The sequence below is a fragment of the Odoribacter splanchnicus DSM 20712 genome, assembly GCF_000190535.1.
In the GTDB taxonomy this organism is placed as follows: domain Bacteria; phylum Bacteroidota; class Bacteroidia; order Bacteroidales; family Marinifilaceae; genus Odoribacter; species Odoribacter splanchnicus.
Genome location: NC_015160.1, coordinates 2888858 through 2912483 on the forward strand (window position 1 = coordinate 2888858; position 23626 = coordinate 2912483).

Consider the following 23626-nt stretch of genomic DNA (forward strand, 5'->3'; position numbering starts at 1 on the left):
ATCATAAGGACTCTTCAGAAATCAGCATCAGTTCAATTATACACTTTTTTTCTCCCTTTATATAGGAATAACAAACTTCCTCGCATTTTTTCAAAAGGAAGGAGAAAAACGGATGATCGGCCGGTAACATATTCCATAATTCCCGGGCTAAAGTCATTTCAGAAATGCGGGCACAAATCCCGTCATCACAACCGGCTTCCTTCGCCAAACCGATGATAAAATCGCGGTTCATAACTACATTCCGGCTATGCGTATCCCCATGCCCCTCGGCCAATTTCACCGCTTTGCCGATCATAATCCCCATCGTTACCCGCCCGATACCTTCCTCCTCTATGATTTTCAAAGTCTCTTCGATATAATTACCATAATGGACAAAAGCCTGAGGTATTATTTCAGGGAAACGTTCCCGGAGGATCCGCTCACTTTTAGCTCCCGAATTAATGACGATATGCCGGCATCCCAATGCTTTAGCTACCTGTATTTCTTTACGGATGGTCGCAACGAAAGCTTCGGACGAAAAAGGACGGACCACTCCGGAAGTACCGATAATGGAAATTCCCCCGACAATACCTAATTTCGGATTGAAAGTTTTGAGAGCCAGTTCTTCTCCATCGGGTACCGAAATCTCGATGACTACTCCTTGTTTCGGTATACGATGAGCTTCCAGAATTTTTTCTGTCTCGGCGGCCATCATCTTTCGGGGAGTCGGATTTATAGCCGGTTCTCCTATCTCCAAACCCAATCCGGGCAAAGTTACGATACCTACTCCTTTCCCTGCGGCAAAACGAATACCGGTTTCTTTAGAAAGCATTACTTTTGCACAGATTTCCCGTTTATTAGTCACGTCAGGATCATCTCCCGCGTCTTTGACCACCGTGCAGATTATACTCTGTCCGTCCTTCTCTGTACGGCTCACAGGCAATTCGACTTCTTCGCCGTCAGGTAGAGTGATCGTCACCTGATTCAACACTTCTCCCGTCAGCAGAGTCGATAAAGCCGCTTTTGCAGCAGCACAGGCACAGCTACCGGTCGTGAAACCACTATGCAATGGATAAAATCCGGGCAACAGACGTTCTATGCGGTGCCGCAAACCATTGTTCCCGGTTACGACATAGAATCCCTCGGGCAATACCGGACGTTTGATCACGACAACCGGAATACCTGATTTCCGGGCAGCTTCGACCTTTTCACGGAAATAACCGGACCGGCCGCTCTCCTTGGTCAGGATAGCATCGGGGCGTAATTGCAATAACACCCCCCTTTCCTCTTTTCCCTCTTCCCAAAAAATCAGCTTCCCTGCCGGAAATCCATATTTTAAAGCCAATTGCCGGGACTCCGGCCGATCGAGTACCCGGAACCAACAAGGATTTTCCAACCAATAAGCCTTCAATTTAGGTATGGTCTGCACACCGGACAAGGCCAGTAAATTCCGTATTCCCTGATTTTTCAACCATACACAAGCTTCTGCATACGAATCACACCAGATCAGGTCCGGATCACGGGGAGGATAAATCCGTTCGTAACGAACAACCGGAATATTCAATTCTTCAGCAGCTTGTCCTATATTCTTGTGCAGTTGTTCGGCAAACGGATGAGCAGCATCTACCAACAATTGAATCCCATGTTCCCGGCAGAAATCGATCATCTCTTTCACTTCCATAGCTCCCGCCAGCCGAATGCCGTGTATACACTCCACTTGCTGTCCGTTTCCCCGGGTTGAATAATAATAAGTTTGCCCGGCTTCATCCAAAGTCTCTACTGCAGCCCTACCTTCTGTAGTTCCACCAAATACCAATATCATTTTTACCTTTTTAAAACAAAGGGACGGGGGTAATGTTTCATTTACAAACGATGGATTATACCTAAACTGATCCCTGTAATACGGGCAAGTTGCCGTAATCCAATGTTCGGATTCTGTTTCAATACTTTCAGCACCTGTCTCTGTTCAACTTTAGTTAAAATCTCAAAACTTTCCCCTTCCAACATTTCTTCTAACAATTTCCGGACCTCATGATCTTTAAATTGATATCCCGCTTCCATGAATTCCCCGTCTTCATCTTCTAACATATAGGCCTGAAAATCTGCTTTACTATCGAAAAACAAAGTTAAAAATTCAGTGGAAACAAAAGAATCCACCGGATTAAAATATACCGAATAACTGTTCCACCGGTATTCCGAAATTTTATGACACAAACCTGCTTTCAAGGGATTTTGCAGCACATACCGAAAACAACGCAACAAGTAACCCTGATCTTCAATGACCTCACTTTTAAAACGATCTTGAAAAAGATAACCCTCCCGTTCATATTTATGATTAAACCATATCGCATACGCCGTCAAAATCCGATGAATATAAAAACTCAAGCGACTGGTTTTTACGATAAGATGAATGTGATTATCCATCAAACAAAAACAGTACACTTTGAAAAATTCACCAGCCTGTGATTTCAAAAGATCGAGAAACATCCGTCGATCAGCATCTTCATGGAATATCAACATACGATTAACACCACGTTGGATGACGTGGTATACACCTGTATTGGACTGTTGACGAGCCTGCCGGGACATTTTTTTGCCAATTTAACTACAAGTTAAATTTACAAAAAAAATTCCAGAAAACAAAATGAAACATTATCCCCGTCCCTTTGTTCCACGAAACAGGTGGGTGAAATGGCTGGAGTAGAGTTTTGACAAACCTTCCCGGTTACCGATTGCTTCGCCGACTACAATCATGGTGGTCAAGGTCAAATTGTTCTCTTTCATTATTGCCGCCAAATTACGGAGTTCGCCCCGGAAAATCTTTTCGTCTTTCCAGGTCAGGTGATAACAGGCTGCCACAGGAGTCTCGGGAGGATAACATTCCAGTAATTCACGCTGTACTTCTTCGGCAATCGAAGCACTCAGGAAAATGCACATCGTGCTTTGTGACCGGGCCAACAGATGGAGTTTTTCCTTTTCCGGCATCGGTGTACGCCCCTCTCCACGGGTGAGAATAATACTCTGAACCTTTTCAGGTATGGTAAACTGTGAACGCAATGCAGCAGCAGCAGCCAGGAAAGAAGAGATTCCCGGTGTAATCCGGTAACGCATACCGTACCGGTCGAAAAAGGCCATTTGCTCCTGGATAGCCCCATAAATACAAGGATCCCCGGTATGTAACCGGACAATAAATAATCCCCGGTCATAAAACTCTTTCATCAATGCAAATTGCTCTTCCAGGGTCATGGAAGCCGAGCTACGCACAGTCGCCCCCGGCTTTGCATAATAAGTAAGCTCGATTGGCACCAGACTTCCTGCATAAAGAATTAAATCGGCTTTTTCCAATAACCTTTTCCCCCGGACAGAAACCAGTTCCGGATCACCGGGACCTGCCCCGACGATCTCGATAAAACCGCTTCGTTCCGCCTCTCTATCCAGAGCAACGGCAAAAGTAAAATCATTCCCCGGAGTAACCTGTCCCTTCTGTTTTTCCAGCAATAATTTCGTATTCCCGGCACTTTTCAAAGCAGTTGCTTCGGAAACACTACAGGCGCCTGTCACCTCGAATACCTTCCCGGAGGGATTCGGTACTTCTATATCCTTCAGTTCCTCAGGCCTGTAAATCTGCATTTTAGCAGACAGATTCCGAACCAGATCGGCGACCATAGGTTCATCTTTTTTCAACTCAATAGTTGTCACTACCTTAACAGCTAAAGGAGAAAGTCCATGCCGTTTCAATTCATCACCAATATAAGCCCAAATACCGGTCGGGTTACACTGCTTACGGCATCCTACCCCCAAATGAAGTACAGCCGGATGATAATATAAAATCGGTGTTTCACATTCATACAAACAGGGAGTAACGGCAATAATCAGCTCATAACGTCCTGCCGGAATATCCTCGAAATGATAATAGATATCCACATGGGCTGGTCGTGAATGTTCGAGCCGGTCGGTTCCCTCATCGCGTATATCCAACAACAGGGCCGTCGGCCGCTGGTTGACGAAAATGGAAATCAGCTCATTCAAGGAACGCCGGTATTCCATTTTCCAGCCATTCTCTTTACCTAACAAATCCAAAGCCCATAATCCGGTATTATCACTTTGGGTCGTAACCACAGGCTGAGCCCCTAATATACGGGCTAACCGTTCGGTCAGGGCATTTGCGCCACCGACATGGCCGGCCAGAACCGACACAACAAAATGTCCGGTAGCGTCCACATTGACTACGGCAGGATCTGCATATTTCGAAGTCACACAAGGAGCGATCGCCCGTACACAAATTCCCATCGCCCCGATAAAAACAAAAGCTTCGTAATCCCCGAAATGCCTTAAGGTAAAATCAGTGATCGAATCGATCCGGACACACCCGCTCCGTTCCGATACAGAGAACAGGTCCACTTCCTTACCTAGTTCTTCCCGGATAATTCCGGCAGTTCGTGCCCCGGCATCCGAAGCGATTATCATAGCTGTTTTCATTGTATTTATTATCATATTTAATTAGCTACAATTATAATTCAATTATATTCTCATCCAATAAAGTCATTTTTTCCACACCGGAATCTGTCACTAAAAATGTATTTTCAATTCCCACGGCTCCGATTCCTGCCAATACGAACTTCGGTTCAAAAGCAAAAGTCATTCCCGGTTGTAGTATATCCTTCGAGCGGGTGGTCAATACAGGCAATTCATTTATTTCCAATCCAACGCCATGTCCGACGAATTTTGCCTGAAAACGGGTACCCATAAAACAATCCTCCAACCCTTCTTGTCCGGCCATTGCCAAAGCATCCCGATACAATTCGGCACAGGGCACCCCGGGTTTTGCCGTTCGTTCCATGCGAGCCTGTATTTCCAAAGCGACACGATGCACCCGGTAGGCCCGGTCCGGTAATTTCCCGATTGAAAACACCCGGGTCATATCCGTTTGATAGGCGGTATAGTTTCCCGACATATCCGCCATTACCGTAGTTCCTTCCTCCAACAAAGTCCCGTTCGCTCCCAAAGGCCCCGAAGCATGCATTCCCGTTCCCCCCAAGGCAAAGTCAAAAGGGGAAGGTTCTCCGGCATTTTCTCCTGCCAACAGACTTCCCATAAAGATATCCATATTCGAACCAAAAGCCCGGAAATAACCCAGGGAACCATGCATCCGCATCCGCTTTTCAATCTCGATCTGCAATTCAACATCCCTCATCCCAGGCCGGTAACAGGCCGGAATCTCACGATAAACCGCCTCATGCCTCCTGGCAGAGATACGCATTTGCTCTATTTCCCAAGGCGTTTTGATCATTCGGATGTGCCGTATCAGGGCAGAAGCGTTACCCGTTGCTTCAGCCCGGAATACATGTTGCAAACGGATACATTCATTATAAGAAAGCTCGTCCTCCTCAAGAAGTAGCTTGCGGGGCATTGCCAGATTCAGGTCCCGAAAAAGTTCCGGCATTTGTTCCGGTTTCCGGATAACATGTACCTGATTTGTTTCGGGTACAGTCAGTCGTTTGACAAACCAATAAGGCCGTCCCTCCGCCGGAAGATAAAAATAACCGTTAAACACCTGCCCTGACACATAGTACAAATTCATATTCATCGTCAGCAAACATCCATCAGCTTCTTCCTGCCGCATAGCCTGCTGAATCCGTCGCCATTTCAACTCCAACTCGTTCTCCATTTGCTTTCTTTCCATCTATCTTCAAAACATACTGATAAATAACATCACATTCAATACGGTCACAATCCCTCCCAAAATATATAAGATCCATTTTGTAGAAGTCCGGTTTTTATATTTACCCATGACTTTCCCGGAAGAAGTCAGATATACCTGCAGGAAAATCGTAACGGGCAACTGAATACTCAGGATCATTTGGGAATAGATGAGTCCCATAAACGGATTAGAAACCAGCATGATAATAATCAATGCCATCACCAGTGAAAGCAATACCCCCCAACGGGAATGACTGTCTTTGATGTCGTAAGGCTCCCGGTAAATGCCGGCAAAGATCGAACCGGCAGCCATTCCCGAAGTAATGGTCGAAGCGATGCCGGCAAACAACAAAGCCACGGCAAAAATCACAGCGGCATTATTTCCTAAAAGCGGTTGCAATAAAGCACTGGCATCCTGTAACTCATTGACCGTACTACCGCTTTTGAAAAAAGTGGCTGCCGCCAATAGGATCATGGCACTATTGATTGCCCAACCGATCATCATGGATAAGAAAGTATCCCAAAACTCATAACGCAACTGCCTGCGAATCACTTTATCGTCTTCCAGATTCCATTGCCGGCTCTGGATTACCTCCGAATGGAGAAAAAGATTATGCGGCATCACCACAGCTCCCAAAACACTCATGATCACGACCATCGAACCTTTAGGAAAAGAAGGAGTCACCCACGCGAGAACCGCTTCTCCCCAATCGATATGTACCAGGGACAGTTCGTAAATAAAAGATAATCCGATAATAGACACAAAAGCGATGATCCAACGCTCGATCACCCGATAGGAATTGGTAAAAAGCATAATACATACGAAAACGGTAGTCAATATAGCTCCGATCCGCACCGGAATACCGAACAACATTTCCAAAGCGATCGCTCCTCCCAAAATTTCGGCCAGGGAGGTGGACACCGAAGCTCCCATAGCCGTCCACAATATCATTTTAGCATATTTCGGCCGGATATAGGTCATGGTGGCTTCGGAAAGACACAGCCCGGTAGCAATCCCCAAGTGAGCCACATTGTGCTGCAAAATGATCAACATGACCGTAGACAACGATACCATCCACAAAAGGGTATAACCATAATCGGCACCGGCAGCCAGATTCGAAGCCCAATTCCCCGGATCGATAAATCCCACAGTAACCAATAAACCGGGACCGATATATTTTAAAATCTCCAGTCCTCCTAACCGGGGATGGTGTTTTGCCGTTTTCAACGACTTACGGATAAAGTGAAACATAAACATTCATTTAAATTCAATTTTACGCCTCTGCACAAGCTTTCAATACCGTTATCGGATTGTGATCGTCCACAGCGATCCGGCATTCGTCCGTCAGACGGAAACCGGACCGGACCGCTTCCTGACGAAATAAATTCAGACTCTCTTCGGAAACCGAATTAAAAACGACAATACCTCCTACAGGCATAATACCGGCTAATATCGTCAGGATACGGGCAAGTTTTCCACCGTGTCCACCGATAAAAACAGCATCAGGAACCGGATAAACCGATAAATCGGCTTCTGTAAAATCACCGATAACTCCCGTTATTCCCGGAGTACCGAATTTCCGGCTATTCTTTTCAAGCAATTCACGCCCTTCCTCCCGAACTTCAAAAGCCGTGATATGCAAATGAGGAAATTGCAATTTGGCCTCGACAGACACGGAACCTGTACAAAAACCGATATCCCAGAAGCTATGCCGGTTATGTAAATCCAGCATACTGAGTGTAAGTAAACGGACAGGCATCTTGGTAATCATTTTAGCACGCCCGTCCAATAGACAAAATCGATTTTCAGGAATACCGAAAGGGCGGCTCCGCAGCCCGGTCCTTTCAAGCATCAGACAATTCGGAAACGCAAAATCCGAACGCAACACCTCAGGCAATTCCATCGTCCGTACCCGTTCGGTCACATTTCCCAGCATTTCACCGATATGCATCCGGTAGCCGGCATACCCGTATTCCAACATACGCCCGGCAATCGCTACCGGAGTATGCTGACGGTCGGTCAACACCCCGATCTTTTCCTTTCCTGCAATCAAAGCCCGGTCGAACTCATGCCACGGACGCCCCGTAAGGGAAACGACCTCCATATCCTGATAAGGAATGACCAAACGATGAGCCAGCATTTGTAAAGAATTGAACCAGGGGAAGACTTGTATCTCCGCTTCCGGTAAACGGCTCTTTACCGTATTGGCAAATCCGAAAAAAAGCGGATCACCCGAGGCAAAAACCACCACTTCGCAATAAGCGGCATATTTCTCAAAAACCTCCTCCAGAGGTACGGTGATATCGATCCAAACATACTGTTCCGGCAGACGGTCGCGCATTAACTCATAATGACGCTTCCCCCCGGAAAATACCCGATGAGTTGTAATGATCTCCCGAACTTCAGCCTGAAATTCCCTTTGGCCATTATCGTCGATGCCTATGATATAGAATTTTTTCATTTATCTCTATTTTCATTCCGGATTCATCAGAAAACTATCGGTCCAACAATCGCTGGAACTCCTTCAAATACAATCCGATCTGATAGCCGCTGACAAAACCGTGGTTAACCGATAAAGCCACCGGCATGATCCGCTTACCTTCCCGTTCTTCTATCTTACCGAAAGTAAAAATCGGAATATTCTGGTGAGGTTCTCCGGGAATAGCAAGTTGTACATTTGTAAAACGATACCAGGGATTCACACTGATCAACAAAATATCCCTACCTTGTCCGGCCTCATTATGTACCTCTCCTTCTCCACGCTTTGCAGCCTCGATAAGAGGCCGGGCAGCAGCCAGGAAATCTTCGAATGTTTCTATCGCAGGCAAACGGACAGAACGATAACTGCCGTCGGCATTTTGTACAGGCGTAAATAAATCGATTCGTTCATAAAGTATGACCTCTTCTCCTACTTGCCGGTAATGAAATTCCTCGATGCGATTAGCCGCCGTTACAGCTGCATGCATATAATACAATGAAAAGGGCTGTTGTCGTTCTTTTGCCTTCCGGTAAGCCGTCGTACAATCCACCTCAACCGTAACAGAAATCATCGGATTAAGAAAAGTCCTGAAAAACAGGTATTCTTCTTTCCGTGTCCAATTTTGTATATCGATTACCTTATCCATCCTACACCATCTTTAAAGGTCTCTCCCCGGCAATAACTGCCCTGCATCGTCGAAACAAAGAATGGCATTCACAATCGTTGCAGCCAGATTGCTCCCTCCTTTCCGGCCTTCGATAATAATTTTAGGAACAGCCGTAAAAGATTTCAGCATATGCTTGGATTCACGTACATTTACAAAACCGACCGGAGCACCGACCACGCCGACAGGACAAGCCTTTCCTCTCCGCATCAGAGAACACAATTCCATCAATGCTGTCGGCGCATTACCGAAAACATAAAGTGCATCGGGATGCTCTTCCGTAGCCAGCCGGATACCTGCTTGGGTACGGGTAATATTCATCCGGGAAGCCATCTCTGCAACCCGCGGATCGGCCAAATAACACTTCACTTCCAAACCTAAACGTTCGAGTGCCCCTTTCCGGATCCCCGAAGCAGCCATCGTGACATCCGTGACGATAGTCTTTACTTTCCCCCCGCTTAAAGCCCGGTAGATCGAGTCCACCGCCCCCTCGTCGGCATAGAATCTATTTTCCATATCGAAATCGGCAGTGGTATGTATCGTATGCAATAAAACCCATTTGCGATCCAGCGGGATATCGGGATGCTTCAACTCCGAAGCGATCGTCCGGAAACTACGGATCATGATCTCCTGACCTGGTTTTGAAACAAAACCCCCGTCCCCGTGTTTCATTTTTTGGTAATATCCGCGGGGGGTGATCATTTTTCCTTGCCAGTTATAGGACTGGGAGTTTCCCAAAAGTACTACGGTGAACATATCTATCTGTTCCGGATCGAAATCGGCCAGGGTGGTCACGGTTACCTCCTGCTCCGGCCGTCCGGCCTGACGGACATAACCCACCGGGGTATTCCCTGCCCGTTGTTGCAGAAAGATTTCTTTCAGACGGTATAATTGCCAATAACGTCCTTCACTTTTGGGGTTGTATACAGCAGTGATAAAATCGGCAGCGGCAGCAGCCTCAATCCGTTTTTCTATTTTTTCCCAGGGAGTCATCAAATCAGACAGCGAAATCACACAGAAATCATGTCCGACAGGTGCTCCAAGCAAAGAAGCCGCTTTCTGAAAAGCACTGATACCGGGTAATACTTCGATTTCGATTTCAGAACCTCTTTCCCGTTTCATCTCCCAGACTAAAGGCGCCATTCCATAGATTCCGGCGTCACCGGAACTGATGACACAAACGGTTTTACCCTGTTCGGCATACCCGAACGCCATCTGAGCCCGGTCCCATTCTTTTCTCATCCCGGAATCGACACACTCTGCCCCTTCCATGACAAAGGGCTGTATAAAAGAAAAATAATAGTTATATCCGACCACGACATCCGATACCGACACCGCTTTTTTCACTGCAGGAGTAATATCATCCTCACAACCGGGCCCGATCCCGGCTACATATATTTTACCGTTTTTCATTTGAATTCATTTTAAAGACAAAGATAAAAATAATGTGATAATCCATTTCATCTATTATTATAAATAAAGAGACAAGGATTCTGTGGCTATCTACCACAAAACCCTTGTCTCTTTATGCATTTTTAATCAAAAACGGTAAGATATCGTTCCGGTAAAATTTCTCGGTTTACCATATACCGTCGTACTTTTAAAATATTCTTTGTCAAAAAGATTATCCACATTTAAAGCCAAAGTGACTTTTTGCTTTATCGTATAGAATAATCCTCCGTCTACAAGAAACAGAGCAGGATTATAAACCCGGTTGGCTACATCGGTAAATATTTTATCCTGGAAAGTTCCGCTCAAATGGAAGGACAAATTTTTCAATAATCCTTTAGGTATGGTATAATCGGCATACACATAAAAAGTAGTGCGGGGAATTCTTGTAGCCCGTACATTTTTACCAGGATCGGTATATTCCGGATAGTCTTTACTCTGATTGATTTTCCTGATCCGGTAGTCCTGCCAGCCCAAGCCACCCGTAACAGCCAAGGTAGAAACGGGATGTACCGTCAACTCCAGATCGAATCCCCGCGAATCGGCAGTACCCACCTGAGCTTGTATCGTTTTTTGAACCATTTCACCGGTTGTTTCATCTTTCTCTTCCTGGGTGCCTAAATTTTTCACCACATTATTTTTCCGGATATAGTATACACTTCCTGAAAAATCGATCCGGTCAGCCCACATATACCGTACTCCGATTTCAGCCTGGTATCCCTTTTCAGGCTTAAAGACTTCACCTCCGTCTTTAGAAGGATTAAACCGCTTTCCATTGCGGTCGAGATAAATTACCCGGCTACTGTACATCGTATTATAAGGTTTGAAATGAGAACCAAAAGAAGCATAGAGAGAAATCTCCTCCACCGGAATATACACTAAACCTGCCCTACCGGTAAAGGCAGAAGTCTTTACTTTCTTCCATTCACTCCGGTCTGCCTCATCGTATTCCTGCCGTCCGTCTTTTACTTTAGCAGTAGCAGTACGGTAATTATAAAAATCCATACGGGCAGATCCCATCGCTTTCCATTTGTTATTTATATCGATCACGTCATGTATATATAATCCTGAAGTTCTCCAATCCCGAATGGATGCTTTGGAATATTTATAATCCCACCAATTTCTTACCAGCTGCGGATTATGCAGCGATACCAGCTGATTCAAGCCAGGTCCCCATACATCTCCTTCATTCCAGCCATTATACTGTGTATAATTAAAATAGGAATAGGTAAAACCCAATATATATTTATGTCCCACTATTCCGGTTTTAAAATCTCCCGTTAATTCCAGCATATTGGTCCATCCCCGGCTGTCAGGACTGAAACAAAGCGGAGAACCTGTTTTCAGGGAGTCGGTAAGATCAATATAATATCTTTTACTGCCGTTTTCATAATAATATCCTCCACTGAAGCGGTTCACCGTATCTGTCCGGTAACTCATTCCTTCAACCGCAGCATAATCCAAATCACTATGATTCCAGCTGAACCGGTCCCGTATTTTCATAAAAGAGGCGAGTTGCTGCGTATAGGATAAAGAAATATCAGTCACCCGGCGTTTCATCATATTATTATTGAAATCATTATATATGGTATGATAATCGGCAAAGGGATTCCGGGAACCTTTCGCCATAACCACCTTCCCGTCGGGACCGAAGATATCTGCACGATTATAGGTTGGAGCAGATCCTATTTCCGTATCGTATTTGTCATCACTATAACCTAACGTTCCCTCGAAATAACCGGTTTTACCAATATTTGCCGCCAGTGATCCCGTTGCTGAAAAACGGTCAGCACGTACATGCCGGTATCCATCTCCTGTCGAATAATGTGCTGTTGCCCGATAAGTCAAAGGACCTGCCAATTTCCCACCGAAATCCAGACTTGTCGACTTCACCCCCCAATTCCCATAACTCAACCGGGCTCCGGCAGTAAAATCAGGAACGGCTTTTTTACGCACAATATTAATCACTCCACCCATGACAGAATGCCCGCTCAACACGGCTGCCGCTCCTTTCAACACTTCGATAGATTCTATGGAGGACAAATCACCGAAAGGTACATTGTTTAATAACGAACGCTCATCTCTAAAACCATCTACAGCCACTACCGTCTCATTCGATCCCCGAACCGAAAAGCGGTAAAAAGCTCCCAACTGATCTTTCACCGTAACTCCCGGTAAAAAACGGACAGCATCCTCAAGATTCAGAATATTCTTCCGTTCCAAAACATCCGACGACAAAGTAGTCACCGTCATCGGTAATGTTTTTAAAGGAACATCCAGATTCAAAAGGTTTACTTTCTTCTTGATTGTTTCTTTCACAATGGCTTGATCTAACTGGAAAACCGTATCCGTTATACTTTTCCGCTGATTTTGTCCAAACACAGACACCATCATCGGCCACATTACAAAAACTAAAATTAATTTTTTCATTTTTAGCACTATTAATAACAATTCAATTCTATTACTTTATCTATAAGATTATCGGAATAATTTCCGGATTTTTCTTCCCAACCACTTGAAAGTCAACACAACCCCGGATAGAGAAAGGAAAGTTCCTCCGAGCATCAACACATACATCACAACGTTCCATAACAACGGACGTTCGGCCAGAAATTTAAAATTCAGACTGTGCAATCCACTATACAAAACTCCTCTCAAACGTCCATTATCATCGATTTGCCGATGGTATAAAGTTTCGGGATTGAAATAATGGCGGGTATGCAATTCATCGTCTATCACCACTTTATACACCGGAAGTGTCAGCATATTCCGGCGGGAGAAATAATCATCATCCCAATCCGTCATCCATTCCAGAGTATAAGGGGTATCCTGACCGTGAATTTCACGAACCGTTTCACGCACCATCTCTTCGGTCAGGGTAAAAGGCGACAAACGGCTCGTATCCGCAGCATCGATAAACTGTTTTTTACTGCCCGAATTCACGACATAATAAGGATATTTTCCAAAGGATGCCCACTCGATACTTTTCACATCAGACAGACTATCCACGATTTTCCGGTAATCCAAGGCATACAGATCGGCGGCCAACATTCCCCCCTCACGTCCCCGAAAACGTACTTCACGGTTCCTGGTTTTACCTTTCTGCATCCAGGAAGGAATATCCACCAGCGACATCATTCCGCTAAATACAAATGTCAGAGCAAAAACACCGAAAACCACACCGGTGATATGATGCCAACGTAACCACCATTTTTTATAAGGCGAACGCAACCCTTTCTTCCGGTTTTTCCAAAATACCCAAATCCCGATCCACAAACCGGAGAAGCACATGATAGCTCCCAATCCGGACGCCCAGATCATAAAATTAATCCAAAGCGCTTGATTTTGCCGTAGAGAAGTAAAATACACCCAATGAGGAATAGCCCCCAGCCAAGCCCAAAAGCGGGAATTCCGGTCAGTCCATTGCAACACTTTACCGCTTTTCGAAGATATATACATCTCTTGCCGGGCATCATCTTCGAACGAAAACTTATAAATCGGAAATTCTTTGGTCAAATAACCGAAAGGAATCCACTGATCCAACCGGTTTAAGGAATCTACCCGATAAGCAACCGATCCACCCAATTGTCCGGCAATCCGGCAAATCTCGTTAAAATCAGGTTTACCGACAACCTGCAATGAATCGGCATACAAACCGGCAGGTAATTGCCGCCCTTTCAGATGAAATACCGGCCGGTCGAGATACATATCTACAGACAAACCTCCTAAACGACTACTGTCGGGCAGTACCTGCAATAAAGAATCTACAGCCGGAAGCGGACCTGTCAGAGACTCCTGACGGGCTAATTTCAATTTCTGATTTACCCGTGGGAAACTATGATAAATCATTACAATCCCAGAGATAAACCACATCAGAAACAAGATACTGAGTAATAAACCGAGTATCCGATGAATTTTTCGGAAAATTTTTGTCAACATGTTTTTATCTATAATCTTATTCCTGTCCACGGGAATAGCATTATTATTATTTTCGGCAGGTTTCCTGACTCAGTCCGGAAAAGTAACCTTCCAGTCGCGTCGACCGTGGTTGTAAGAAAACTTTTCACCTTATACGAACCTCACAGTAGCGGGCACTGTTCCGGAATTGCACCGGATTCCCTCTCATTTTATGCAGAAAACATAAAATTCACCGAAAACTTAAGAGATATCAAATAAAACGTTCGTTTAATTTAGTTGAAAGTCTATAAATTTCATAATATTTATAAAGTCATGGGACCCTGCGGGCACCTGGTTAATTGACAATGAAACAGTATACCCGAAGAATAGGATATATTGTGTTGATTGTCAATGATTTTATTCTCATTTTCTTTTCTCATTTTTCTTCCCTTCTTTATCTTTTGATGGAAGCAAAGCTTCCAATAATTGTCCATCGTCCATTGACATCTGTCCATTATTCTTTTTGCGGGTTTCCGCAAAAAGAATCGACCTTTTATTTTCCCTGCATATACCCCTTTTTCCTGGTAGCCATATCCACCGCTTTATGTCCGGCAGCAAACCGGGCATGTTGGATGAAGAGTTGCTGAACAGTTGGATTTTCTCCCAACCCTTTCAGGTAAAGATTCACTTTATAACCCTGTTTTTCAAGATTTTCCTTCCATTCGCCTGCTATATCATTTTTAGCATGATCTCCGGCAACAAACATCAGGGGGGCCAAAGTCAATGTTTTGGATTTTCCGTTTTTCAATAGCCGCAAAGCGTCTTCGTATTCCGGATACCCTTCTACAGTTCCGACATGATATTCCGGATGTCCTTCCGCTTTCAGCATATAATCGAACATAGCATACGAAGCTGTTGCAGGATCGGGTGTTCCATGGCCCACCAATAATTTTTGTCCACCTCTATCAGCCTGATTCATGGCCTCTGTAATTGCCTTCACAACCACTGTATAATCCTCAGGAGCATACAACAAAGGATTTCCGACACGAATATCTTTAAAATTCAGCGAAAGCCCTTCCACTTCGCGACGCAATTCTTTCATCTCGGTACCTTCGATTATATTCGTAGATTGTATTAAAATATGCGTATAACCTTGTTCATGCAGCTGAATGAGTGCCTGGGCCGGATTCAGGCGTTCTACTCCCCTTTCCTTCAATTTCTTCAGGATAATCCGGGAGGTCCAGGCTTCCCGGACTTCGATACCTGGAAAAGCTTCTTTCATCTTTGCATTGATTGCATCGATTGTCAAAACCCGGGTATCGTCATGAGTGGTACCGAAATGGATGATCAGGATGGCAGCCTTATCCCGCTCTCCTAAATTTCCGAAAAGATCCGATTCTATAAAATTTTCATCGGAATGGGCCATACACACCGACCCGATAAACAACGCTATTACTAAAAACAAATATTTCATATGATTATCATTTTATTTTCAACGATCCAATATACCTCTTATCCTGCAATTAGTTCGGATTGATCCTGTTATTTGTACCGACACATAACCGATGGCAAATAACCATAGCATTACCAGCATACACCATTTTTTCATGAAATGATTAAATTAAGACATTAATAATAACTTTTCTGACCCCGGAAAAGCTTTATTACCTATACAATCATGGCAGGTCTCCTGACTTACCCCAGAAAAGCAACCTTCCCATCCTTACATCCGGACAGTGGTGTAAGACGCTTTTCTACACACAGGGTTCACAGTAGCGGGCACTGTTCCGGATTCCAACCGGATTCCCTTTTAAACAGCAAAGAAAAATACTGCATTACCACAACCGGCCGCAAAGGTATAAAAAATCTCCGGAATAAATGAGAAAAACGGGAGAAATAAAGCGAAACGGAGGAATCGGCTGCCGAAACGTCGTTTGCGCACATCGAAAAAACGAACGGGAGGAAGCCCGACACTCAGGATTTCCTCTCGTATGAATAAAATCTCGCATCTATATACTTTAATGTTTAGGGTGTTTGCAATTCGGCTCTTAGATAATTTTGTCATCTGATCCAATTAAATTTTTACTGTCATAATAGATATTTCTGACTGATTGAGTTAATGACTGAATGGTTGGCTGGATTACTGACCTACTGGTTATATCCGACCAACAATCCAATATCAAATTGCTTTTGGTCATACTTAAATTACAGACAAATTTACCTGCTTTTTTATCTTGATTTTTATGTTCAAACGAACATCAAGTTGTGTTTTGGGGCACCGGAAATATTTCGGGAGCCCCAACTACTTGCTAAAGCCTTTCCTTCCAAGGTCGGTAAATATGTGCAAAACAAAAAGTGAATTACTCCTATTACCGAACAAAATTAATTCATTACCTTTACGTAAAATTCAATTTAATGATTGGCATGGAAGATATAAATAGACTTAAGTTGGTTTTGGTAGAAAAAAAAGAAAACAGGAAAGTGGCTGGCAGAACAGTTGGGGAGGGATCCATCAACAATATCAAAATGGTGTACCAATGTTTCACAGCCTGATTTGGTTACTCTTTCAAGAATAGCAGAACTATTAAATATTGAACGGAGAGAACTTATCAATAAAAGTAAGTAAATATTATCTGCCACAAGAAATTATTTGATAACATTAGAAAAAGTAATATAATAATGACAAGCATACAGCAAAGAGAACAGCTGCAATCTCAGATTTGGAAAATAGCCAATGAGGTGCGTGGGGCTGTTGACGGATGGGACTTTAAACAATTTGTTTTAGGCACATTGTTCTACCGTTTCATCAGTGAAAATTTTACTGACTATATAGAGGGTGGAGACGATAGTATCGACTATGCTTCTTTGCCTGATAGTGTTATCACTCCTGAGATTAAAGATGATGCTGTAAAGACAAAAGGATATTTCATATATCCGAGCCAGCTTTTTGGTAATGTGGTAAAGACTGCCAACACCAATCCCAATCTTAATACGGATTTGAAAGCCATCTTCGATTCTATCGAAAGTTCGGCCAATGGTTATGCTTCCGAAAAGAATATCAAAGGACTGTTTGCCGATTTTGATACAACCAGTACAAGGCTTGGTAATACCGTTGAAAACAAAAACAGTCGATTAGCGGCTGTTTTAAAAGGTGTAGAAGGATTGAATTTTGGAAATTTTGAGGAACATGAGATAGACCTTTTTGGTGATGCTTACGAATTTCTCATAAACAATTACGCAGCCAATGCAGGAAAGTCAGGAGGCGAATTTTTCACGCCGCAAAATGTTTCAAAACTCATATCACAGCTTGCTATGCACAAACAGGCTACTGTCAACAAGATATACGACCCGGCCGCAGGTTCAGGTTCATTGCTCTTGCAAGCCAAGAAACAATTTGAAGATCGCATCATTGAAGACGGTTTCTTTGGTCAGGAAATAAATCATACCACCTACAACTTGGCTCGTATGAATATGTTCCTGCACAACATCAATTACGATAAGTTTAACATTGCACTCGGAAATACGCTTACCGACCCTCAATTTGGAGATGACAAGCCTTTTGATGCCATTGTTTCCAATCCTCCCTATTCGGTAAATTGGATTGGTTCGGATGATCCCACGCTTATCAATGACGACCGCTTTGCTCCTGCCGGAGTACTTGCCCCGAAATCAAAAGCCGATTTTGCTTTCGTACTTCATTCGTTGAGTTATCTGTCAAGCAGGGGAAGGGCTGCTATTGTATGTTTCCCCGGAATCTTTTATCGCGGAGGAGCAGAACAAAAAATCAGAAAGTATTTGGTTGACAGCAATTTTATTGAAACTATCATCTCTTTGCCTTCCAATTTATTTTATGGAACTTCCATAGCCGTTAATATCTTAGTTCTCTCAAAACATAAGCCGGATACCAAAATCCAGTTTATTGATGCAAGCGGAGAAAGTTTCTTCACCAAAGAAACAAACAACAATGTCCTTGAAAACAAACATATAGACAGGATTATAGATTTTTTCGACAAAAAAGAAGATGTTGATTATATAGCCAAGTCTGTTGACTATAAATCTATTACTGAGAATGATTATAACTTGTCGGTAAGCAGTTATATAGAAGTGAAAGACACTCGTCCGAAGACCGACATCAAGGAACTGAACGAACGGATTCGCCGCATTGTGGAAAGAGAGAACGAGTTGCGTATAGAGATAGATAAAATAGTTGCGGAATTAGAGGAGGACGAATTATGAACAATGAATTACTTACAGCCGGCAATTTATATGGTTCGTTGATAAACGATATAGGCAATATCCTTGTCGAGGCACGTGGCAAAATATGTCGGGAAATCAATTCTGTAATGGTAGATGCCTATTGGAATATAGGCAAATACATTGTAGAATACGAACAAAAAGGAGAAGAACGAGCTGAATATGGGAGTAACCTCTTGAACCGTCTTTCCAAAGATTTGACGAGATTGTACGGGAAGGGATTCGGGAAAAGCAATTTGTTGTATATTAGAAAGTTGTATCTGTATTTCCCAAAAGGTGGGACAGTGTCCCACCTTTTGAACTGGAGCCATTACTATGAGATACTTAAGTTGGATAATGAATTAGAACGTTCTTTTTATGTAAAAGAATGTGAGAAGCAGCATTGGAGTGTGCGCGAACTCAAGCGTCAGATGAACAGTATGCTGTTTCACCGCATAGCATTAAGCAAAGACAAGGAAGGGGTGTTGAAACTTGCGGAATGTGGGAATGAGGTGCAAAAGCCGGAAGACATCATCCGCGACCCCTTTGTGTTGGAATTTGCCGGATTGCCAGACATTAATCATTATGATGAAAACGATCTTGAAAAATCGCTTGTAAGTAATTTGGGACAGTTTCTGCTCGGTCGGGGATTTGCTTTCATTGGACAACAATACCGTTTCAGTATAGCCGGCAGACATTATTATGTAGATTTGGTATTTTATCATGTGATATTGAAAACTTATGTGCTGATTGATTTGAAACGCAATGAGGTACAGCACGAAGACATCGGGCAGATGAATTTCTATCTGAATTATTTTTGTAATGAAGTATGTACAGACGGAGATAATGCTCCGATAGGCATCGTTTTGGGAGCTACAGCCGACAAAATGACTATGGAATATGCCATGGGAAGCATTTCAAACCAACTTTTTGTCAGCCGATACCAGCTGTATCTCCCGGACAGGAAGTTGTTTGAAGATGAATTGTGGCGGATAATGAAGAAGCAGGAACTTGAAAAAGAAGAAAGGGAGGACGAACGATATGAGTAAATCGCAAAAAGATTTGAATATTGTGACACATACAACCGAATTAAATCCCAAACTTCTGACTGATGTTCGGAAGAGTATAGTTGTAATCAGGGATATTCCTGTAATAGCCGATGCCGATGTGGCAAGTCTTTATGGCGTCGAGACAAAGAGGGTCAATGAAGCTGTGCGTAACAATCCGGATAAATTTCCGGAGGATTATATGTTTGTTTTGTCTTCTGAAGAATCAGATGTTTTGCGGTCGAAATTTTCGACCACAAAAGTTTCTTCCAAAAGCAGGGTACTTCCCAAGGTCTTTACAGAGAAAGGGTTGTATATGCTTGCCACAATCTTGAAGAGCAAGAACGCACTAAATGTCACATTTGCTATTATTGAAACATTTACGCAAGTAAGATGCTTGAAGCGTGAATTGGTCGATTTACATAAGGAAACCGATTCCGGAAAACAGACAGCGAAAATGCGGCACTTTGGTAAAGTGCTGTCGGATATTGTGATGCCTGATTTGGAAACTTCTTATTGAAGAATGTATTATTAGTTGATTATCAGTATTATACGCTCTAAACGGTAGAAAAGTGACCGTATGGATTCTGATTAGATACGAAAAGGTGAAGATTTAACGTATTTAACTTTCAATCACATCAGGAATCACGAAATAAGGGTTGGGAGGGGCGTTTTAAACTGACCCTATAATGTGGTGAATAGAAGTTATATGACGAAATTCATAAAGGGGTACGGTTGAAACGACTCCCTTGAAGGGTGTGATTACATGTCATACCCTTTTGTTCTATAAAGCATTTTTGTGTAGTTTACGAAGCTACGTTTTGCAGTTTTTTTACTTGATAAACGCAGTTTTTTCATTGATTGTGCTGGCTTTTGGGATAAAACTATTATCTTTGCGGTGTAAAATGTGATACCAGTATCAAAAACAATACTCTAATATGATATTTGAACGTAAGAAATACTTGGATGAACTTATTGCAGGACGTGGAAACGGTCTTGTGAAGATTATAACAGGTGTCAGACGATGTGGAAAGTCTTTCCTGTTGTTTGATATCTGGCATAACTGGTTGTTGGAACATGGGGTGACTGATAGTCACATCATTGAGATACAACTTGATGATTTCCGAAACAGGCGGTTGAGGAAGCCTGATACCTTGCTCGACTATATAGATTCAAAGGTTATGGATGATGGCAAACCTTATTATATAGTCTTGGACGAGGTACAGTTGGTAGAAGAATTTGTGGAGGTTATTCTTAGCTTGACACACATGAGGAATGTAGATGTGTATGTGTCGGGCTCAAACTCTCGTTTCCTGTCAAGTGATGTTGTGACAGAGTTTCGAGGCAGAGGTGACGAGATACGCATCTGGCCTCTCACCTTTGACGAATACTTTAGTGGTATTGGTGGAGATATACGCAAAGCTTGGTTGGATTACTATACTTTTGGAGGACTGCCACAGGTGGCTTTGCTTGAAACGGAAGAAAAGAAAACAGACTATTTGCGTGGTCTGTATGAAACGACCTATCTGCGTGACGTAATTGAGCGCAACCATCTGCGTAATCCTGAAGGAATGAAGGAATTGGTGCGTGTGCTTGCCTCGGGCATTGGTTCGTCAACCAATCCAACGAGAATAGCCAATACCTTTCAATCTTCACAAGGGGTAACCATAAAAAGAGACACTATAAAACAATACATTGACTATCTGAAAGACTCATTCTTGATAGAGGAAGCCTTGCGCTATGATGTGAAAGGCAGAAAATATATTGGTACCGAGACGAAATACTACTTCGCTGATGTCGGCATACGTGCAGCCATTCTCAACTATCGACAGCAGGAAGAAACGCACATTATGGAAAACATTATCTATAATGAACTTCGCAGTCGAGGATATAATGTGGACGTAGGATTGGTTGAACTTGGTGGCAAGGATAAGAACGGTAAGTTTGTCAGAAAACAGTTGGAGGTAGACTTTGTGGTGAACCGCCCTCCATACAGAGTGTATATCCAGTCGGCTTTCCACATGCCTACGCCAGAAAAGGAACAGCAAGAACGTCGCCCATTATTGTCAATCAATGACCACTTTCGTAAGATTGTCATTGTTGGTGATGACATTCATCGCAAGGAGGACGAACTCGGTGTGTTGACTGTCGGACTCTTGGATTTCTTGACAGATAAGAACTTGTTGGAGCAAGGATAATCATTTTATTATATAATTATGCATAGATCCAAGAACTCTTTCCTTGAGTGGCTTGTCTACTCGCTTATCTTCTTCTTCCTGTACGACATCATTTGGATATTGGTAGACCTGCCCGACTTCCTACAGTCTGTAAGCGGACTGTATCCTGAGTTGCTTGTTGACTTTGCACTCTGCGGTTTGTTCTCGCTTTCGAGTTTGTATCTCAACCGATGGCTGTTCAAACAGCAGCGCTTTTGGCGCGAATGGCAGGGCCACCGTGTGTTCGTGCAGAACGGACTGGTGTTGTTGGGCTTCAACCTGCTTATTGCTGGTGGCTGCGAACTGCTGCTGAGCCTTGTAGCACCTAAGCTTATGATGCAGGATATATGGGGAACGTCTTTCCTATTCGGACTGATAGCGAGTCTTGTAGCACTCATCCACCTTTCGATGCACTTTTCAGACATGATTGTTCTGAAAGGCAAGGAGAACCTCGCCTTACAGAAGCGATACCTTATGCTGCAGTTGGACCCACATTTCGTGTTCAACAGTCTTAGTTCACTTGCCGGAATGATAGGGGAGGACCCGAAGATGGCTGAGGACTATGTCGTGAAACTCTCACATATCTACCGCTACATACTTCAGCATATCGACAAGAAGTATATAACCCTTGCCGACGGCACCGACTTCATCAAGTCGTACATCGGGCTGTTCAACATGCGATACGACAACGCCATCGTCCTGCACGCCGACGATTTGCACGGCGACCGCAACGAATGTATTCTCTCGCTGAGTCTACAGCTTATCATCGAGAATGCCGTGAAGCACAACTGTCCGCAGAGCGGCACCGAACTTCATGTGTCTCTTGGTCGCCAGGGCGACATGCTCGTCATAAAGAACAACCGCATATATACCAACCAGACCAACGACCAGAGCATAGAGTCGTACGGAATAGGTATCAGCAACCTGAAGCAACGCTACCGACTGGAGGGCGAGGCAGAGCCAGAGTTCGTAGCCAGTCAGGATGCCTTTGAGGTGCGACTGCCAATCATAAAACGAAAACAATAGAAGAACGATGCAAAAGGTATTGATTATAGAAGACGACCATTTCAGCGCTAGACGTCTGAAAAGGCTCATTATGGATATTGACGACACGATAGACGTGCATGGACCGCTGAAAAGTGTGGTGGAGGTGACAGAGGAGCTTGCCGCCAACAACGACTATGACCTTATCTTTTCCGACATCCGACTTGCCGACAGTGACGTGTTTGAAGCGTTCCGCAAGGTGATGCCGCAGTCGTTCGTGATCTTCACCACGGCTTACGACGAATATGCAATGGAGGCGATAAAGAACAACGGACTCGACTATCTGATGAAGCCGATTGACGCAGGTGAGCTGCGTGCCGCAATCGGCAAACTGCGGTTTAACCGCTATGCGCAGCAGTCTGCCGTGGTGAGTCCGCTGCACGACGTGCTTAACGACACGCGCCAATACCGCGAGCGTTTCCTAATCACGAAAGGTGACGAGCTTTGCATGCTCTGCGCTGACGACATATGCTACATCAATATGCATGACAACCGCATCACGGCGTTTGCCGTCGACGGCACATCCTATCCGCTGCCCATGAGCATGAACGACCTGGAGCAGGCTTTAGACCCTGCCCGTTTCTTCCGTCTCAATCGACAGTATATCGCCAACATTAATGGCATCAGAAAAATCAGTTTTTACTTCAGTTCCAAACTCATAGTAAGATTGAAAGGATGTAAGGATGAGAATATTGTGATAAGCAAAGAGAAAGCGACATTGTTTAAGAAATGGTTGGAGAAATAATTTGAAACGTAAATTTGCAAGTGAAAACGGGACAGACTTTAATAACATATTGCCTAAAATGAGTCCTCTTAATCCGCAATATTTAACGAAGAAGCAGACGGTTTTTCAAAAAATTGTTACCTTTATCGAGAAGTTCAAAGGTGTAGGGGAACAATTATAAGTTATTGATTAGT

Annotated in this window: 18 protein-coding genes, 1 pseudogene and 2 riboswitches; of the genes and pseudogenes, 8 read left to right on the top strand and 11 right to left on the bottom strand. The window is 43.7% G+C overall.

Annotated elements, in window-relative coordinates; all coding sequences use genetic code 11:
- Window position 1 precedes the first annotated feature (1 nt).
- The 11 genes from cbiD to ODOSP_RS12230 form a co-directional block, all read right to left on the bottom strand.
- On the bottom strand, window positions 2–1801 hold the full coding sequence (gene cbiD / locus ODOSP_RS12175; protein WP_013612601.1) for a cobalt-precorrin-5B (C(1))-methyltransferase CbiD: 1800 nt from the start codon (window positions 1799–1801) through the stop codon (window positions 2–4).
- Window positions 1802–1842: 41 nt separating this feature from the next.
- Window positions 1843–2568, bottom strand: a complete 726-nt coding sequence (locus tag ODOSP_RS12180; RefSeq protein ID WP_013612602.1) for a transposase — start codon at window positions 2566–2568, stop codon at window positions 1843–1845.
- A 63-nt stretch (window positions 2569–2631) separates the two neighbouring features.
- The gene (cobM, locus tag ODOSP_RS12185; protein WP_013612603.1) at window positions 2632–4473 is read right to left on the bottom strand and encodes a precorrin-4 C(11)-methyltransferase; all 1842 of its coding nucleotides are present in this window, start codon (window positions 4471–4473) and stop codon (window positions 2632–2634) included.
- A gap of 16 nt (window positions 4474–4489) precedes the next feature.
- Window positions 4490–5662, bottom strand: coding sequence for a M24 family metallopeptidase (locus ODOSP_RS12190; protein ID WP_041556774.1), 1173 nt, complete (start codon window positions 5660–5662; stop codon window positions 4490–4492).
- 6 nt (window positions 5663–5668) lie between these two features.
- The gene (locus tag ODOSP_RS12195) at window positions 5669–6931 is read right to left on the bottom strand and encodes an Nramp family divalent metal transporter (RefSeq protein ID WP_013612605.1); all 1263 of its coding nucleotides are present in this window, start codon (window positions 6929–6931) and stop codon (window positions 5669–5671) included.
- Between the two features lie 22 nt (window positions 6932–6953).
- Complete coding sequence (locus tag ODOSP_RS12200; RefSeq protein WP_013612606.1) at window positions 6954–8141, bottom strand: bifunctional cobalt-precorrin-7 (C(5))-methyltransferase/cobalt-precorrin-6B (C(15))-methyltransferase; 1188 nt, start codon at window positions 8139–8141, stop codon at window positions 6954–6956.
- 34 nt (window positions 8142–8175) lie between these two features.
- A complete protein-coding gene (locus ODOSP_RS12205; RefSeq protein WP_013612607.1) occupies window positions 8176–8805 on the bottom strand; it encodes a CatA-like O-acetyltransferase in 630 nt (209 codons plus the stop codon).
- A gap of 12 nt (window positions 8806–8817) precedes the next feature.
- Window positions 8818–10236 (bottom strand): precorrin-3B C(17)-methyltransferase, encoded by a 1419-nt coding sequence (gene cobJ, locus ODOSP_RS12210; protein ID WP_013612608.1) that lies wholly within the window; start codon window positions 10234–10236, stop codon window positions 8818–8820.
- A gap of 126 nt (window positions 10237–10362) precedes the next feature.
- A complete protein-coding gene (locus tag ODOSP_RS12215; RefSeq protein ID WP_013612609.1) occupies window positions 10363–12702 on the bottom strand; it encodes a TonB-dependent siderophore receptor in 2340 nt (779 codons plus the stop codon).
- Window positions 12703–12750: 48 nt separating this feature from the next.
- A complete protein-coding gene (locus ODOSP_RS12220) occupies window positions 12751–14211 on the bottom strand; it encodes a PepSY domain-containing protein (RefSeq protein ID WP_041556779.1) in 1461 nt (486 codons plus the stop codon).
- 37 nt (window positions 14212–14248) lie between these two features.
- A riboswitch (cobalamin riboswitch) is annotated at window positions 14249–14442 on the bottom strand.
- 280 nt (window positions 14443–14722) lie between these two features.
- The gene (locus ODOSP_RS12230) at window positions 14723–15643 is read right to left on the bottom strand and encodes a sirohydrochlorin cobaltochelatase (RefSeq protein WP_013612611.1); all 921 of its coding nucleotides are present in this window, start codon (window positions 15641–15643) and stop codon (window positions 14723–14725) included.
- A 189-nt stretch (window positions 15644–15832) separates the two neighbouring features.
- Window positions 15833–16027: riboswitch (cobalamin riboswitch) on the bottom strand.
- Window positions 16028–16593: 566 nt separating this feature from the next.
- Between ODOSP_RS12230 and ODOSP_RS19255 the strand changes: the two are divergent.
- From ODOSP_RS19255 to ODOSP_RS19475, 8 genes and pseudogenes are all read left to right on the top strand, one after another.
- Window positions 16594–16795 (top strand): annotated as a pseudogene (locus tag ODOSP_RS19255) (helix-turn-helix transcriptional regulator).
- Between the two features lie 53 nt (window positions 16796–16848).
- On the top strand, window positions 16849–18405 hold the full coding sequence (locus ODOSP_RS12240) for a type I restriction-modification system subunit M (RefSeq protein ID WP_013612613.1): 1557 nt from the start codon (window positions 16849–16851) through the stop codon (window positions 18403–18405).
- Window positions 18402–19451 (top strand): PDDEXK nuclease domain-containing protein, encoded by a 1050-nt coding sequence (locus ODOSP_RS12245; protein WP_013612614.1) that lies wholly within the window; start codon window positions 18402–18404, stop codon window positions 19449–19451. Before ODOSP_RS12240 ends, ODOSP_RS12245 begins: the two co-directional genes overlap by 4 nt.
- The gene (locus tag ODOSP_RS12250) at window positions 19414–19968 is read left to right on the top strand and encodes an ORF6N domain-containing protein (protein WP_228026155.1); all 555 of its coding nucleotides are present in this window, start codon (window positions 19414–19416) and stop codon (window positions 19966–19968) included. Before ODOSP_RS12245 ends, ODOSP_RS12250 begins: the two co-directional genes overlap by 38 nt.
- Before the next feature lie 418 nt (window positions 19969–20386).
- Window positions 20387–21646 carry an ATP-binding protein gene (locus tag ODOSP_RS12255; protein ID WP_013612616.1) on the top strand — a complete coding sequence of 420 codons (1260 nt, stop codon included), beginning with the start codon at window positions 20387–20389 and terminating at the stop codon, window positions 21644–21646.
- Between the two features lie 18 nt (window positions 21647–21664).
- Complete coding sequence (locus tag ODOSP_RS12260; RefSeq protein ID WP_013612617.1) at window positions 21665–22690, top strand: sensor histidine kinase; 1026 nt, start codon at window positions 21665–21667, stop codon at window positions 22688–22690.
- A gap of 7 nt (window positions 22691–22697) precedes the next feature.
- Window positions 22698–23453, top strand: coding sequence for a LytR/AlgR family response regulator transcription factor (locus tag ODOSP_RS12265; RefSeq protein WP_013612618.1), 756 nt, complete (start codon window positions 22698–22700; stop codon window positions 23451–23453).
- Between the two features lies 1 nt (window position 23454).
- Window positions 23455–23613 (top strand): type I restriction endonuclease subunit R, EcoR124 family, encoded by a 159-nt coding sequence (locus ODOSP_RS19475; protein ID WP_197699707.1) that lies wholly within the window; start codon window positions 23455–23457, stop codon window positions 23611–23613.
- Window positions 23614–23626 lie beyond the last annotated feature (13 nt).